Annotated in this window: 11 protein-coding genes and 1 pseudogene; all 12 read right to left on the reverse strand. The window is 40.6% G+C overall.

Features of this window, described 5'->3' with window-relative positions:
• Positions 1–60: 60 nt before the first annotated feature.
• A complete protein-coding gene (locus E7Y33_RS07375; protein ID WP_139690095.1) occupies positions 61–5,883 on the reverse strand; it encodes a ZmpA/ZmpB/ZmpC family metallo-endopeptidase in 5,823 nt (1,940 codons plus the stop codon).
• Between the two features lie 2 nt (positions 5,884–5,885).
• Positions 5,886–6,449, reverse strand: a complete 564-nt coding sequence (locus E7Y33_RS07380; protein ID WP_161976053.1) for a TIGR01440 family protein — start codon at positions 6,447–6,449, stop codon at positions 5,886–5,888.
• Positions 6,450–6,563: 114 nt separating this feature from the next.
• Complete coding sequence (locus tag E7Y33_RS07385) at positions 6,564–8,255, reverse strand: cache domain-containing sensor histidine kinase (RefSeq protein WP_139690097.1); 1,692 nt, start codon at positions 8,253–8,255, stop codon at positions 6,564–6,566.
• Positions 8,252–8,989, reverse strand: a complete 738-nt coding sequence (locus tag E7Y33_RS07390; protein ID WP_139690098.1) for a response regulator transcription factor — start codon at positions 8,987–8,989, stop codon at positions 8,252–8,254. The genes E7Y33_RS07385 and E7Y33_RS07390 overlap by 4 nt, the downstream gene beginning before the upstream one ends.
• A gap of 70 nt (positions 8,990–9,059) precedes the next feature.
• Positions 9,060–10,172, reverse strand: coding sequence for a peptide-methionine (R)-S-oxide reductase MsrB (gene msrB, locus E7Y33_RS07395; protein ID WP_139690099.1), 1,113 nt, complete (start codon positions 10,170–10,172; stop codon positions 9,060–9,062).
• A 9-nt stretch (positions 10,173–10,181) separates the two neighbouring features.
• A complete protein-coding gene (locus E7Y33_RS07400; RefSeq protein ID WP_139690100.1) occupies positions 10,182–10,745 on the reverse strand; it encodes a redoxin family protein in 564 nt (187 codons plus the stop codon).
• Positions 10,746–10,758: 13 nt separating this feature from the next.
• Positions 10,759–11,469, reverse strand: a pseudogene (gene ccdA2, locus E7Y33_RS07405) (thiol-disulfide oxidoreductase-associated membrane protein CcdA2).
• Between the two features lie 163 nt (positions 11,470–11,632).
• Positions 11,633–12,184, reverse strand: a complete 552-nt coding sequence (locus E7Y33_RS07410) for a GNAT family N-acetyltransferase (protein WP_139690101.1) — start codon at positions 12,182–12,184, stop codon at positions 11,633–11,635.
• Positions 12,185–12,341: 157 nt separating this feature from the next.
• Positions 12,342–13,166: an ammonia-dependent NAD(+) synthetase gene (nadE, locus tag E7Y33_RS07415; protein WP_139690102.1), complete on the reverse strand. Its 825-nt coding sequence runs from the start codon at positions 13,164–13,166 to the stop codon at positions 12,342–12,344.
• Positions 13,163–14,623, reverse strand: coding sequence for a nicotinate phosphoribosyltransferase (locus E7Y33_RS07420; protein WP_139690103.1), 1,461 nt, complete (start codon positions 14,621–14,623; stop codon positions 13,163–13,165). Before E7Y33_RS07420 ends, nadE begins: the two co-directional genes overlap by 4 nt.
• Positions 14,624–14,738: 115 nt before the next feature.
• Positions 14,739–15,227, reverse strand: coding sequence for a DUF6773 family protein (locus E7Y33_RS07425; protein ID WP_139690104.1), 489 nt, complete (start codon positions 15,225–15,227; stop codon positions 14,739–14,741).
• Entirely contained in the window at positions 15,217–15,426 is a 210-nt protein-coding gene (locus tag E7Y33_RS07430) for a helix-turn-helix transcriptional regulator (protein ID WP_001107501.1), read from the reverse strand. The genes E7Y33_RS07425 and E7Y33_RS07430 overlap by 11 nt, the downstream gene beginning before the upstream one ends.
• Positions 15,427–15,469: the final 43 nt, after the last annotated feature.

The following is a 15,469-nucleotide window of genomic DNA, read 5'->3' on the forward strand; positions in this document are numbered from 1 at the left end:
GCATAAAAAGGCAGATCCAGACAAAGCTGATCTACCTTTTTATTATTTTCTTACTATTGATTATGCTGTAGTGAATAAATCACCAGCAAATCCATCTGATTTCTGCAAGAGTTGTTTGTAAACCTTCCATTTAAGATCCACAGTATTCTTGAAATCATTACCTTGAAGGTCTTTTTCGACCGCGGCATCAAATAAGGTCTGAAGTTGTGCGTAAGTTGAAATCTTTTGACCATCGATTTCAATTTCAACAAAACCTCTTTGGGCTTTTTCGTGTATTTCATGATACCATGCTTTCTTCCATGCTTCTAAGCTTTGGAATTTGCCGTTAGAAACTTTATTAATAATAAAGTCATCACCAAGACCCACATTACCTGCTGCTTTAGATTCTTGTTTGTATTTGTTTGATGCATAACCTAAGAATCCGTCTAGATAACCGAAGTACCCCCACATACGGAAGGTATTATGTTTGAATGAGATTGAACCAACCGCACTCTTACTTGTATTACCACCATAAATACCTGTCATCATATTTACTACAGTATAAGCAGAATCAAAGCCTTCAGTACGGTAATGACCATTTCCTGGTAATCCATGTTTCGTTGCAAAGTTTCCATCAACCAGTTGATCAATACTTGTCAGCTTCGTATTCTTTTCGTCATCATTCAAATCACGAACTAAATCCCATTGGTGTGGTTCACCAACTAAGCCATTGCGATCCGCTTTTTCACGATATTTCTTATCGATCTTCTTGAACCACTTATCATTTGTTCCAGTATTTTTCTTGATTACAGACTCAGCTTCTAAGTAATCAAGCATCATCATGGATTCATTGTAATTCTTCATGTAGTGATCGATTTTCTCACGACTATTCAACACATTCGGATTATAGTTGTAAATTTGATTTCCATCATTTTGACGTTCATAGGCCATGTTTAATCCTAAGGCACCATATTCACCATTTGGATTTGAGACTGATGGTGATTGCAACATACCTTGAGCAAAGGCTTCAACGTCTGTTCCTTCACGGTGACGCCATGTTCCTAAGTAGGCCATACGGTCATTGATGTGTGTTGTTTCGTGAGTAAATGCAGATGTACCAAAATCACTAATCATGCTAGAGATAATGTAATATACAGCTTCTTGTGGTTGTGGATTTTGGAAGATATAAGCATATGCACCCATTCCATTATATCCATGCCATTTATCAGTTGGACCATAGAATTCACGAATTGGAGCAAAATCACCTTTCTTCGTGTGTCCCATACGGTCAACCCAACCAAGACCTGGTACATCATGATTATCCCAAATTGCAGATGGTACCATATTCTCACTCTTAAGAAGTTGATTACGTACATTATCAGCAGCAAGTCTTGACCAGAAGTCTAAGTAATTGATTTGTTCTTGCGCACGTAAATCAACTTGCTTCTTGAACGCTTCACGTTCTTCTGCCGTATTTTTACCGTATTTCTCAAATGAACTAAAGGCAATGGTATTATAGGTTGTAATTAAGATCATATGCGCTTTCTTCAGATTCAGAAGTGGTAAAATATAACGTCCGTGATGTCCATTATTAATTACTTCATACAATTTATATTTCTTATTAGCGAAATCTGGATTTGATGATTGTTTCTCAACAACATAAGCATTGTCAGCAATGTTATTCTTGAACCAAGTGTTCATATCTGTTTCACTGGTGAATAATGCCATGTTGTACTTCAGGAATTCGTGTAAGTTATCTTTACCAGTAGCACTTGCAAGGGCTCTGTTAAATGCATCATGTGATTGATCACCTTTAAGGTTATTACCATTTGAAGCGAAGCTAATTAATCTATCTAGGACGTTAACATTCTTACCGTAGAAATCAGGTTTGAAGGTCATCATATTTTTGATATTTAATCCGTCGTACTTAATTCCATAGTATTGGTTTAAGTAAGCAAGAGCTAACATGATTTTAGCTTTATTGTCTTCAACTTTTTTAACTAATGCACGCTGAGCTGCTTCGTCCGTATTTAATTGATGGTCTTCATTTTCAACTAACGCTTTAACTAAAGCATCAAGATTATCTTTTACTTCTTTGAAGCTTTCTTCCATGTATAACATCTTAGGATTGTTATTAATCTTACGAACTTCATCTGAATCAAGTTCAACAGAAGCTAATTTAGCTTTGATATCATTAATCAAATTTGTACGATCTTTAACAACCATGTTTGGTGTGTAAACAATGTCCCCTAAACCGTTGATACTATATTCACGAATTTGTTGAACCTTAGATTCTTTTTGTGTAATAGCCTTAATTTCTTTCGTCTTATCAGCATAATGAATCATAATATGGTCAGCATCTGATAAGTCGGTCACAAATTGTTCATCTTTCATACCTGTAACAGATAAAACTTCTGTATCTAGTAATTTAGAATCTGCAGGAATCTTATTACCTTGATTGACAATCCATTCTTTATTATAGAATGGCTGAAGTTTTTCAATATTACGGTAAGCAAGTTCACGGTCTGCATTGTAATCTTGAGTATCTTTATATGTATCGGCTTTTGGTTTGATGTTGTTAAGTGAATCTTCAACAAGAGGATTGATAACATAATCGTTAGCTGTAATTCCTAAAGTTGCAATTTTCTGGTCAGCCTCTTCTTGAGAAACTTCTTTAATTCGGTTAGAAATAGAGAATTTAAATGAACGCTTACCTGTACTTACATCTTTCACAATGAAGTTACGTTCCAATGCGTTATTTGAGAAGTATCCACCATCTTCGTCAATATCTTTAGATCCATAGAACACTTCACCATTTTCAACTTTCATCATAGACACAGAGTCAGCAACTTTACCCCATGCCCAGTTTTTACTGATGAATCCACCTGCTTCAACAGGATCTTTTACTTTAATAGTTCCTTTTGTAACAGCATTACGGACAGCCCCGTATTTACCGATTCCATTAGGATCACCACTGTTGTCCGTCCTAGCAACAAGTCCACCGATACGAGCTTTATTAGCTACCATATTAGCTTCTACATAAGCTTTATCTATATTACCTTTCCAAAGCTCTCCGGCAATACCACCGAAATCCCAACCTCTGTTACCAACACCCGTAAGATTACCGATGAATGCAACATTTGTTAATTGAGCTCCAGTATCTCCTTTATTAATAATACCAGCAATTCCATCTCTACCAGTAATACTACCAGTTACTTTAATGTTTTCAACCGTAGCATTTTTAACAGTTCTAGCAAGTGCAGAAATATTGTCAATCCAAGGCATATTAATATCGACATTAGCCAGATTAATATCTTTAACCGAACCGCCTTCAATACCACCAAATAATTGACGAGTCATATTGTGGATTGAATAACGTTGTCCGTCAACACTTGACAACTTACCTTTAAATGTACCAGGAACATACTCTTTATTTGGAGTTTGTACATTAGCCGCATTCAAATCTGCACCCAGTTTGAACTCACCTGTTGGATTAGCTTTCATATCTTTTACAAGCTCGTTGAAGTTGTAGTAAACATTACCTTCTTTTAATTTTTGTTTTTCAAAATAATGAACATACTCTTCGCTCAGTGTGTTGTCAGCATTGCGTTGAATCAAATCAGGTGCTTTGGCAGTGACTTTGTATAAAGTTTTCCCGTCTTTTTCTATTTCTTCAATCTTTTCAACGGCCAGTCTTGTTGTTTTGTTATCATGAGTGGTTACACGTAAATATAATGGAGCAAGATCAGCTGGTTTTTCTGTCAGCAAACTAGTGTCTGTTTCGTTACCATCAGGATCCACACTCATCAAGCTTGTTTCTTTGATATTCTTGATTTCAACTTTTTTGAGGTCAATTCTTAGAGGTTCTTCTTTCAGAACTTCTTCTTGGTCACCTTCACCTAAATTATAAACCATCTTCGTTTCCAGTTTATAATCCTTGTAGTACTGCAAATCTGTCAGGGTAGTTGTCAAGTCGTCTGGTGAAACATTCAAAGTTTTGATAATCTCATCACCTTTTTTCAGAGTTAGGGTGATAGATTTAATGGCTGCCTTACTTGGATTTTCTAAATTATAACGAATTTGAGATGATCGTTTCAAATCTTGAACATCAACAAGTGACAAACTTAAGATTGGTTTTTCAAAGTTTTTAGTTCCTAATTTAACGATACGATCTTGGTCTAACTCCAGAACCTGTTCTACAATTTTCGGTGCTTCTTCAGTTTTTAAACCTTTGATAGTTTTGTAAGTCTTGGTAACTTTTTTCCGTCCATCTTTTCCTTCTTGGACAATAACTCTTTCACCTTTTTTCAGTTGGTCATCTTCTTTAATAACTTCCTTAAATGGAATCTTTTCAAGACTTTCTTCTACAAGAGTTCCTTCAATTGGTTTTGTACCACGGCTTACCTGTTGGTTTACGGGTTCCTTGGTGACTTCTGTGCTAGTTGAAAGAACTTGGTCAGTTTTAACACCTTCTATTGTTTTATAAGTTGTTTTAGTAACTTGACTTCCTTTTTCACCATTTCTTACGACAGTTTCTTCGTCTGTATACTTAGTTGGATCCTCAGTCGTTTCAATTTTGTAGTCAAGTTCTGTAGTTGATTCTTCAACAAGAGTTCCTTCAGTCACTTTATACTCAGGTAACTGATCTTGCACAAGAGATTGACCTTCCTTGCCTTCCTCTTGAGTGCCTTTAACTGCGACTGTAGCTTCTGGCAATTCTGGCTGTGTTAGTGCTTGACCTTCTTTGCCTTCTTCTTGAGTTCCTTTTACTTCGATTGGAGCTTCTGGTAAAGTTGGTTGCGTTAGAGCTTGACCCTCTTTACCTTCCTCTTGGCTTCCTTTGGCTACTTGGTGCGTTGGTTCAGCTTGTGGTGTTGGAGCTGGGGCAGGTTGCACCTCTTTCTTAGTTCCGACCGCAATCACTTGAGACACAGGATTTTGAACCACTTGGTCTTCGATAACTTCTCTAACTTCTTGACCATTAACCATCGATACTTTGGTTAGAAGACGACGCTTACCATTTACTCCAGCTGTTACGATACGAGTCTGTCCTTCTGCTAGATTCGCATCTGGACTTGTGACTGTTTCAAAAGGAATCTCTACCAAGCTCTCTTCCTGCTTAGTCTGAGGCTTCTCAGAAACTGGTTTTTCTTCAACAGCAGGAGCAACTGGAGTTTGTACTAGGGGTTTTTCAACAACAGGTTCTGGAGTGACAGTCGGTGTCTCTTGAACTACTTCTGTCTTCTCGATTTCTTTTGAACTTTGCTTTTCTACTGGCAACTGAGAGTTCTCAGCTGAAGCTGGTTTTGATGGATGGAGTTCTGTTTCCTTAAAGTATCCAATGTATTCATAGCCATCAATGCGGATAATCCCTTCAGCCAAACCTTCATGTGTAGATGCAGAAACAGTTTGGTTATAAGAAAGTAACTCTTTATTCTCAAATGCAAAGGCAGTAAAAGGTACAAAATTGCTGACTCCAATAGAGCTGATTAAGAGAACCCCAAGTACTTTACTACGGTGTTTCTTGGAAACTAATAAAACTGCTAGCGAAGCTGTTGCTAAACCAAGACCTGCCAAGGCTAAATCTTTACTTCCTGTGTAAGGAAGTTGTTGACTGGTAATTGCCTTCTTGCGATAAACTACATAAATAATATCTTCATCTTGAAATTCTGTTGGAACCTCATGATGAATCAGGGCTTTTTCAGACTCGGTCAATTCCTGCTCCGCTAAATAACGGTAATGAACACTATGAGCACTGCCAACTTCATTGGCTTGGACCTTATCTACGGAAAGGGTACTGGCACCAAAAAGGAAAGCACCAATTGCTACAGGACCTACCCCAACAGTTAGCTTACGAATTGAATATTTTGTGATCTTTTCTAGTTGTTGTTTTGTTTTTCTCATTTTCACGACTTTCTAATAGAATCTTTCGGATAATGCGCACGCGCACCTCCAATTAATTTTGGACGACTAGCTAGTGCCGTTACGTGGGCATGACCAATCTCTCTCAAAAGAGGGCGAATCGGAACTTGAACATGCTTGACATGCATGCCAATTGAAGTGTCTCCGATATCCAATCCAGCATGAGCCTTGATAAATTCAACCTCAACTGGATCTTGCATAAACTTGAAGGCTGCCAACTGACCTGAACCTCCTGCATGGAGAGTAGGAAGGACACTGACCATTTCCAGACCAAACTGCTCTGCAACCTGACGTTCAACAACGAGGGCCCGATTGACATGTTCACAGCCTTGAACGGCTAGATGAATGCCTTTTCCCTCTAGGATATCTAGGATGGTCTTCACGATGATTTCCCCAATTTCTTGGCTGGATTCCTTGCCAATCTGACCACCTATCACTTCACTGGAAGAAAGGCCCAAAACAAAGATTTTTCCCTGCTTCAAATTGGCCTTTTCTAATACATCTTTTACAATCTGACTTGTGTCTCTTTGAATATCTTTTTCCTTCATACTTGATACCTCTTTTGTCATTATCTATCATATCGTTTTTTCTACGTTTTAGCAAGATAGATAGCCTAGAAAGCTTGCCCAATTACGCATAAAACTCCCAGAGTTGACTGGGAGTTAATTAGTTTCTATTCTATTTATGTATATTTCAACCGTCGTCCCTTTTGAGGGGGCAGAATCGATTTTCATCTGGTAATGTTCTCCAAAATGAAGTTTAAGCCGTTGGTCAACATTTTGAAGACCGACTCCCCCACGTTTGAGTTGACTTTGACTATTATCAGCAGTAGCCTGGAAGCCAACTCCGTCATCCTCAATGCGGATGACAAGCCCTGTATCCTTTTTCTGAACAGAAACTTTAATATGGCCCTGACCTTCCTTCTCCTTGATGCCATGATAAAGAGCATTCTCTACAAGGGGTTGCAACACCAGCTTAGGCAAAACTAAATTACCAAAAGCAGGATCTTCATCAATCTCATACTCCAGCTTATCTCCATAGCGTTGTTTCTGGATAAAGAGGTACTGGCGGACATGATTGATTTCATCAGACAGGCAAATCAAGTCCTTACCTTGATTGAGCGCCAAGCGAAAATAGGTCGCCAAGGACTTGGTCACCTGAACCACTCGCTGACTATCCTGAAATTCAGCCATCCAGATGATAGTATCTAGGGTATTATAGAGGAAATGGGGGTTAATCTGACTTGATAGGGCTCGAAGTTCATACTGACGGGTCGTTTCTTCCTGCCTGCGAATAGCTGCCATCAACTGATCAACCTGATCCAACACGGCATTGAACTGGCGAGTCACTTCTCTCAGCTCATAGGCACCAGCTTCCTTGGCACGAAGATTCTGATCACCAGAAGCAATTTTCAGCATGGTTTCTCTCAAATCCTCCAAAGGCGCAATCCAGCGTTTGAGACTGAACCACACCAAGCAGAGACAGGCAAGAAGAGATAGTACACTAGCCCCAAGCAAGGTCAACATGAGTTGACTCCGAACCTGGTCTAACTTCTCCAGTGAAGAGACGCCTATAACCGTCCAATCAGTTCCAGCAATCTTTTCTTGACTGACGTAGGATTGGTGGTCTAGAGTATAACCCTGCCCTGTCTCAATATAGGGTTTCATGGCCTCCATTTCGCTAGACGAACTATAAACTGTGTGTTTAGGATGGTAAACAAATTCATGCTTTTCATTGATGATAAAGGCAAAGCCCAGCTGACCTAACTGAAGTTGATTGAGATAGGCTTCCAGAGTTTCATAAGAAATATCCAAGCGAAGTACGCCAAGATTGGCCCCCTTTGCATCAACAAGTTCCTGAGTAACAGAAATAACCCACTGGCTGTCTGATTTACGAGCTGGTGTCAAAACCGGATTAGCCCCCTGATGAATGGCTTTTTGGTACCAATCCTCGCCCATCATATCTGAGGAAGTTTTCATCTGCACACTGTCATCAGTGGAAATGACCTGACCAGACTTGGTTACCAAAACCACCATTTTCAAATCCTGGTCTGCCTTTAAGATGGTCAAAAATAGATCTCGGATTCCCTTGACCTTGTCTTGACTGGGATTCTCAGCATAGGCTAGGACTTCCGTCTGTTGGGTCAAACTGGTCGAGGTGGTTTCTAATTTTTTGATATAAGACTGGATAAAGTGGCTAGTTTGACTGATAGTCGTCTGGCTATTGCCTTCAATGGTAGCCTCAATGGCTGAAGAACTCGATTGATAGTAGAAAGTCCCAACCACAGCCAGGAGAATGAGAAAGACCAGAAAGATGGAAATAACCATTCTGACTAGGAGAGAAGAACGTTTCATTGACCTTCCCCCTTCTTAAACTGACGAGGGGTCACACCTGCAATCTGTTTAAAGCGTTGGGTAAAGTAGTTCATATCTTCAAAACCAACCTTCTCTGCGATCTCATAAATCTTTAAATCCGTTGTTAAGAGCAAAAGCTTGGCTTGTTTAACACGCTCTCTCACCAGGTAATCCTGAAAAGGCAGGCCCAACTCTTTCTTAATCAAGGAGCTCAGATAAGTCGGACTAAAGCCCAAGTCACTGGCCAAAGACTTCAAACTAAACTGACTGTTAGCTAGACGGGACTGGATTTTCTGAGCAATATTTCCCTCAAACTTATCGGTTAATAAATCTTGTAACTGCTCTTCTTTTTCTTCCTTGTCTAGTTTTTGCTTAATTTTCCCTAACATTTCCTCAATATCCTGACGAGAAAAAGGCTTGAGCAAGTAATCATCGACACCTAGTTTGACAGCAGACAAGGCATAATCAAAATCATCGTAACCTGTCAAAAAAACTAGGTGAACCTGTGGATAGGTTTCTCGGACCAGACTGGCCAACTGGATGCCATTTAGCTGAGGCATGTTGATATCGGTTAAAATGATATCCGGCACCTGCTTTTGAATCAATTCCCAAGCCTGTCTTCCATTTTCAGCCTGACCGATGATTTCCATATCGTAGGCTGCTACATTGACCAGTTTAGTCAAGCCTTGTCTAACCAGATATTCATCTTCTACGATTAAGATTGTGTAGGTCATGCTCTGCTCCTTTGTCACTTACTAGTATCAGTATAGCAAAATTCTCCTCTAACTGCTTAGGAAAGCCCTCTTAATCAACATAATCTAGTAAATAGGCATAGCCTTTTTCCGCCATTTGGTCTTTGGGAATAAATCGGATAGAGAGACTATTGATACAGTAGCGCAAGCCCCCCTTGTCCTGAGGCCCATCTGTGAAGACATGACCAAGGTGAGAATCTCCAACTCGGCTTCTCACTTCCATACGCGTCATATTGTAAGACTTATCTTCCTTGTATGTGACAACATCTGGACTGATGGGTTGGGTAAAACTAGGCCAGCCACAACCAGACTCAAACTTATCCTTTGATGAAAAGAGGGGTTCACCAGTTGCCACATCCACATAGATACCAGATTCAAATTTATCCCAGTAGCGGTTTGAAAAAGCTCGTTCTGTTTGATTTTTCTGGGTAACTGCATACTCCTCAGGTGACAAGGTCTTTTTCAATTCTTCATCGCTTGGTTTGGGATATTTGCTGGCATCGATGACGGGGTAGGCAGCCTGATTAACATTGATATGACAGTAGCCATTTGGATTTTTCTTGAGATAGTCTTGGTGGTAATCCTCAGCCACCACAAAATTCTTCAAGTTTTCCTTTTCAACTGCCAGAGGTTGATCGTATTTCTTAGCCACCTCATCAAAGACTTGGTTGATTACTTCCAAATCCTTTTTATCTGTGTAATAGACACCAGTACGATACTGGGTCCCCACATCATTTCCTTGTTTATTTTTGCTGGTTGGATTGATAATGCGGAAGTAATGAAGCAGGATTTCCTTGAGGGAAATTTGATTAGCATCATAAGTGACATGGACGGTTTCCGCATGACCTGTTTGGTTAATCAATTCGTACTTGGTTGTTTCCCCTCTACCATTTGCATAGCCTGAAACGGCATCGGTTACTCCAGGCACGCGTGAGAAGTATTCCTCCACTCCCCAGAAACATCCCCCAGCTAGATAAATTTCGTGCAAGTCTGCGTCTTTACTCACTTCTGTTTTTTTCACTGTTTTTCCTCCTTGGCTAACGGATGCTTTCTCAATTTGCGAGCTATCTGTCTGCCCTGCATTTCGCATCAATAGGAAATAGAAACCGGTTATGGCTAGGAGAATGATCCCTGCCAAGACAAAAAGTTTTACTTTATCATTCATAGCCTTTCTCTACCCCATTTCTTTCAATTCTTTTAAAATCATATCCTTATCCATAAAACCTGGTTGTGTTTTGACCAGCTTGCCTCCCTTGTCTATAAAGGCTTGAGTCGGGTAAGAACGGACACCATAACTTTCCAAAAGTTTGCCTGATGGATCAATTAGAACTGGGAAATTTTTATAATCCAAGCCCTTGTACCAATTCTTAAAGTCCGCTTCAGATTGCTCCCCCTTGTGACCAGGAGAGGCCACTGTCAAGACCACATAGTCATCACCAGCTTCTTTAGCAATTTCATCCGTATCTGGAAGGCTGGCTAGACAGATGGAACACCAAGAAGCCCAGAATTTGAGATAGACTTTCTTGCCCTTGTAATCAGACAAACGATAGGTCTTACCATCTACTCCCATCAGTTCAAAATCAGCGACTTCCTGACCTTTAGTCGCAGTTTGTGAACTAACTTGTTCTGTTTTGGTTTGCTCCTTCATAGTAGACTCGTCTGACATAGTTTTAGCCGAACAGGCTGTCAAGCAACAGATTGATCCCACTCCAAGGAGACATGTTTGCCATTTTTTCATTTCTTCTTCCTCACTATTCAAATAATCTTGTCAAAATAGACGCATTTCCCAAAAGCACCAAGATTCCCATCACGATAATGAGAAAACCACCGACTTTTTTGAGGATTCCGAGGTAAGGATGCAGTTTTCGGAAATGTTTCAAAACATAGCTGGATGCAAGAGCTAGAACTAAAAATGGTAGCGCCAAACTCAGCGTGTAAACCAACATGAGACCAGCTCCCTGCCAAGCTCCTGAACCACCTGAAGCCGCCAAGGCTAAAACAGAGCCCAGAACCGTTCCTACACATGGCGTCCAAGCAAAACTAAAGGTCAACCCCAGTAAAAATGCCTGACTATAGCCCTTACCCTTTTGATCCTATCTATTTAATTGTAGCCTTCTTTCCTTGTAGAGCCCCTGCAAATGTAAAACTTCCATCTGGTGCAAGCCCAAAAGAATGATTACTGCGCCTGTCACATACCGAAACCAAGAGGCATACAGCAAATTGCCTAAAAAACCAGCTCCAAATCCCAGTAAGATAAAGATAAAGGAAATTCCCACTATGAAAGCCAGAGTTCGCAATAAACTAACAAGTGAGATTGAAATTTTTCCGCTAGAAGCCTGAGTAGCATCTTTGTCATCCAACAAGACCCCTGCATAGACTGGTAACAAGGGTAAGATACAAGGAGAAAAGAAGGAAAGAATTCCAGCAAGAAAAACACTGATAAAAAAGATTACATTGTCCATTGCCTTCCTCCATTCTTTGATTTGATAGGTCTATTATATCCCCAAAACTCCAGAAAAAACAGGGACAATGATAGGCAAAAATAGGAATTTAATCAGTTTATTTAGAAATCTGGCACAAAAAAAGCCAGACAAGGTCTGACTTTGATAGAAACAGAAAAGAAAATCACCTATCTTCCCTGCTTATCTGATAATAAATAAGATCCGCAACGTAGTCTTTTCTCTCCACACCATTGGCAACCGTTTTAAGATAGGACATCCCCACCTTTTTCATCACACGACCAGAAGCTGGGTTGAGACTGGCATATCTTGCTCTGACCTTTTGAAATCCTGCTCGAGTAAAACAGAAGTCTAAGACAGCTTTCAAGGCCTCCGTCATCATACCACGACCCCAATAATTTTTTCCTAAAATATAGCCAATTTCACAAGAAGAATCGTTCTTATCCATTGCAACGATGCTAATATCCCCTATCACTTGCTCTGGGTTTTCTTTGAGACAAATGGCCCATTTGTAATAGTTGGGATTGACATAGGAAGCAACCCAATTTCGAATCGAGTTTCGAGTCACCTCAACATCAGGATGAGGATCCCAGGTGACATAGGCCAGATTCTCAGCAGATGAAGCCCAATTTTGAAACATAGCTTCCGCATCACTCTCCACAAATCGTCTCAAAATTAAACGATCTGTCTGTAAGGTTTGCGTACCGATTGCTTTCATGATGTTACCTCGCTTTCTAAGCTTAAGGCTTAAGCTAAAAAAGTCCCCGGACCTTCTTCGCTTTCTTATTTCTAGGCTCAGGTTAAAAACCTCCACTGGAGGTTATTCTTGCTCTCGAGTTTCAAGGCAAGAAGCTAAAAAGGTCCCCCGGACCTTTTTACTCCCAAAAGTCATCAAAAACGGTGATTGGTAGGTGGCGTTTGTGTTGGCCTTTATGCCACCAGTTTTCGATGGTTGCTCGGGCTTCTGAGCTGATGGTTTTGCCTTCTAGGTAGTCATCAATTTCTGCATAAGTGACTCCAAGAGCGACTTCGTCAGCCAAGCCCGGCTTATCTTCCTCAAGGTCTGCGATGGGTACTTTTTCATAGAGGGTAGGATCTGCGCCAAGCTCTTTCAAAAGTTGTTTCCCTTGGCGTTTATTGAGTCGGTATAGAGGGAGAATATCCGCACCGCCGTCACCAAACTTAGTAAAGAAACCTGTGATGTTTTCCGCGGCGTGGTCTGTCCCAATAACAGCTCCGCTATGTGCTCCTGCTAGCGCATACTGAGCAATCATACGACAACGAGCCTTGATATTGCCCTTGTTGAAGTCTGAAACAGGACTACCTGTCGCTTCAACTGCAACTGTCATAGCATCAGCTGATTCCTTGATATTCACCACCACACTGACATCTGGTTGGATGAAAGCAAGGGCTTTTTGAGCATCCTCTTCGTCAGCTTGGACTCCATAAGGGAGCCGAACAGCGATAAATTTGTAGCTGTCATCTCCAGTTTCTGCTCGCATTTCTTCCATAGCTAATTGCGCCAAGCGCCCTGCCAAGGTTGAGTCCTGACCCCCAGAAATCCCTAGTACAAAGGTTTTAAGGAAGGGGTGTTTTTTCAAGTATCTCTTTAAGAAATCAATTGAACGACGAATTTCTTCCTGGGCATCAATCACTGGTTTAACCCCTAGTTGCTGGATAATAGTCTCTTGCAAACTCATTCTTCTTCTCCTTCACCAAGGGCTTCTTTGCGCATCTTATCAATCAAGTCCATCTTATCTTGCCAAATATCACGCGCCAAGTCTACCGGGTAATGTTGCGGATTGAGAACCCGTTTATACTCATCCCATAGCTTGTCAAATTCCTTACGAGCATAGGCTTGAATCTCAGTCAAACTAGGCAGGTTGTAAACTAATGTTCCTGCTTTGAAAATATCAACCAAGAGAGGAACGGCATCAAAATTACGAACGGTCTTTTTGATATAAGTATAGGTCGGATGGAACATTTTGATTTCTGTCATGTCACTCACATCCACACCATCATAAGTAATGTAGTCACCTTCTGACTTGCCTTTTTCACGACTGGTGATGCGCCATACCTGCTTCTTACCTGGGGTCGATACTTTTTCAGCATTGCTTGAAAGCTTGATGGTATTGCGCATCTTACCAGTTTCATCTTCGATAGCCACAATCTTATAAACTGCCCCAAGAGCTGGCTGATCATAGGCTGTAATCAGCTTGGTACCCACCCCCCAAACGTCAATCTTAGCGTGTTGCATTTTGAGGTTAAGGATGGTATTTTCATCGAGGTCATTGGAAGCGTAAATTTTGGCATCTGGATATCCAGCCTCATCTAACTGTTGGCGAACTTTCTTGGATATATAGGCTATATCCCCTGAGTCGATACGAACGCCTTTAAAATTAATCTTGTCTCCCAGTTCACGAGCAACCTGAATAGCAGCTGGCACACCGATGCGAAGCGTATCATATGTATCTACTAGAAAGACACAGTCACGATGGGTTGACGCATAGGCCTTAAAGGCCTTATAGTCGTTCCCATAGACCTGTACCAAGGCATGGGCATGAGTCCCCAAGACTGGAATACCAAAGAGCTTCCCGGCACGCACATTGCTGGTTCCATTAGCGCCACCAATCACAGCTGCGCGTGTTCCCCAAATAGCCGCATCCATTTCTTGTGCACGACGTGTCCCGAACTCCATCAAGGGTTCATCTTCGATAACCGAACGAATACGTGCTGCCTTGGTCGCTATCAAGGTTTGAAAGTTAACGATGTTTAAGAGAGCCGTTTCGACCAACTGGCATTGGGCTAGAGGGCCTTCAACTTGAACAATTGGCTCATTAGCAAAAACCAAGTCCCCTTCTTGGGCAGAACGAACCGTCAACTCCAACTTAAGATTGCGGAGGTAGTCTAAGAATGCCCCATGATAGCCAAGCGACTCCAAGTAGGCAATATCGCTATCTGAAAAGCGCAAGTCTTTAAGATAATGTACAATTCTTTCCAAACCAGCAAAAACCGCATAGCCGTTGTTAAACGGTTGCTGACGGAAATAGACCTCAAAAACCGCCTTCTTATTGTGAATTCCTTGGTCAAAGTAAACTTGCATCATGTTGATCTGGTACAAGTCCGTGTGCAATGTCAAACTATCATCTGGATACATTTGTTTTCCTTCTTCCTTGTTTGTAAGCTATGAAAGCCTTTAGTCGCTTTCCTACCATCTGATAAATTAGTACTATTATAACACATTTTTTCAAGATTGATAAAAACTTAACAAGCTAATTCCCACTCTCAAGTTCGTCCATATCTTGCTCAAACTTTTTTTGAGCCCATTCTCCATAGCTCTTAAGACCAAGATTACCGATAAAAACCCAAGGAAGGTAGATCAGATAAGTAATCACCCAAGCAGATAAGTATTTAACGTTCAAAGGGTTGTGCTGGTAAATTTCTATGTTGAATTGATAATTCTCCAACATCAAGAGAGTCGTAATAGCGAGAGTTACCAGCAAACACCCTACAATTGTAAAATGAAAACGACTATAGTAAGTCACTCCAAGTTGTCGTGCACGATTGAAAAAGAAGAAAATTCCTAATAAAAGGGTAACCAGAAGAATATTAGGATTAAAAAGAGCAGGTGCTAATACTGCAACCAAATAACTTAGCAGAATGAGCCCGATAAACACATGAAAAGACTCTATCCCAGCTTTGTTGATCAGTTGCTCTTCTCTTTCGTCTAATAATTGATAATAATAAAATCTATTTTTCATCTTCTTCCTCCCAAAATAGTTGGTCTAATGTTTTTCCTAAGCATCTGCAAATGGACTGGCAGAGGGAGAGACTAGGATTATATTTCCCTGCTTCTATCAAGCCTATAGTCTGCCTAGTAACTCCCACAGCTTCTGCCAAATCACCCTGTGTCATATCAAGCTCCACACGAGCTAGTTTTAACTTTAAATTTTTAGCCACTTGTTTCCTCCTTCACATTTTTAAAAAGTTGCGCTTCTTTTAA

It is taken from the genome of Streptococcus oralis, from assembly GCF_006175905.1.
In the GTDB taxonomy this organism is placed as follows: domain Bacteria; phylum Bacillota; class Bacilli; order Lactobacillales; family Streptococcaceae; genus Streptococcus; species Streptococcus oralis_BG.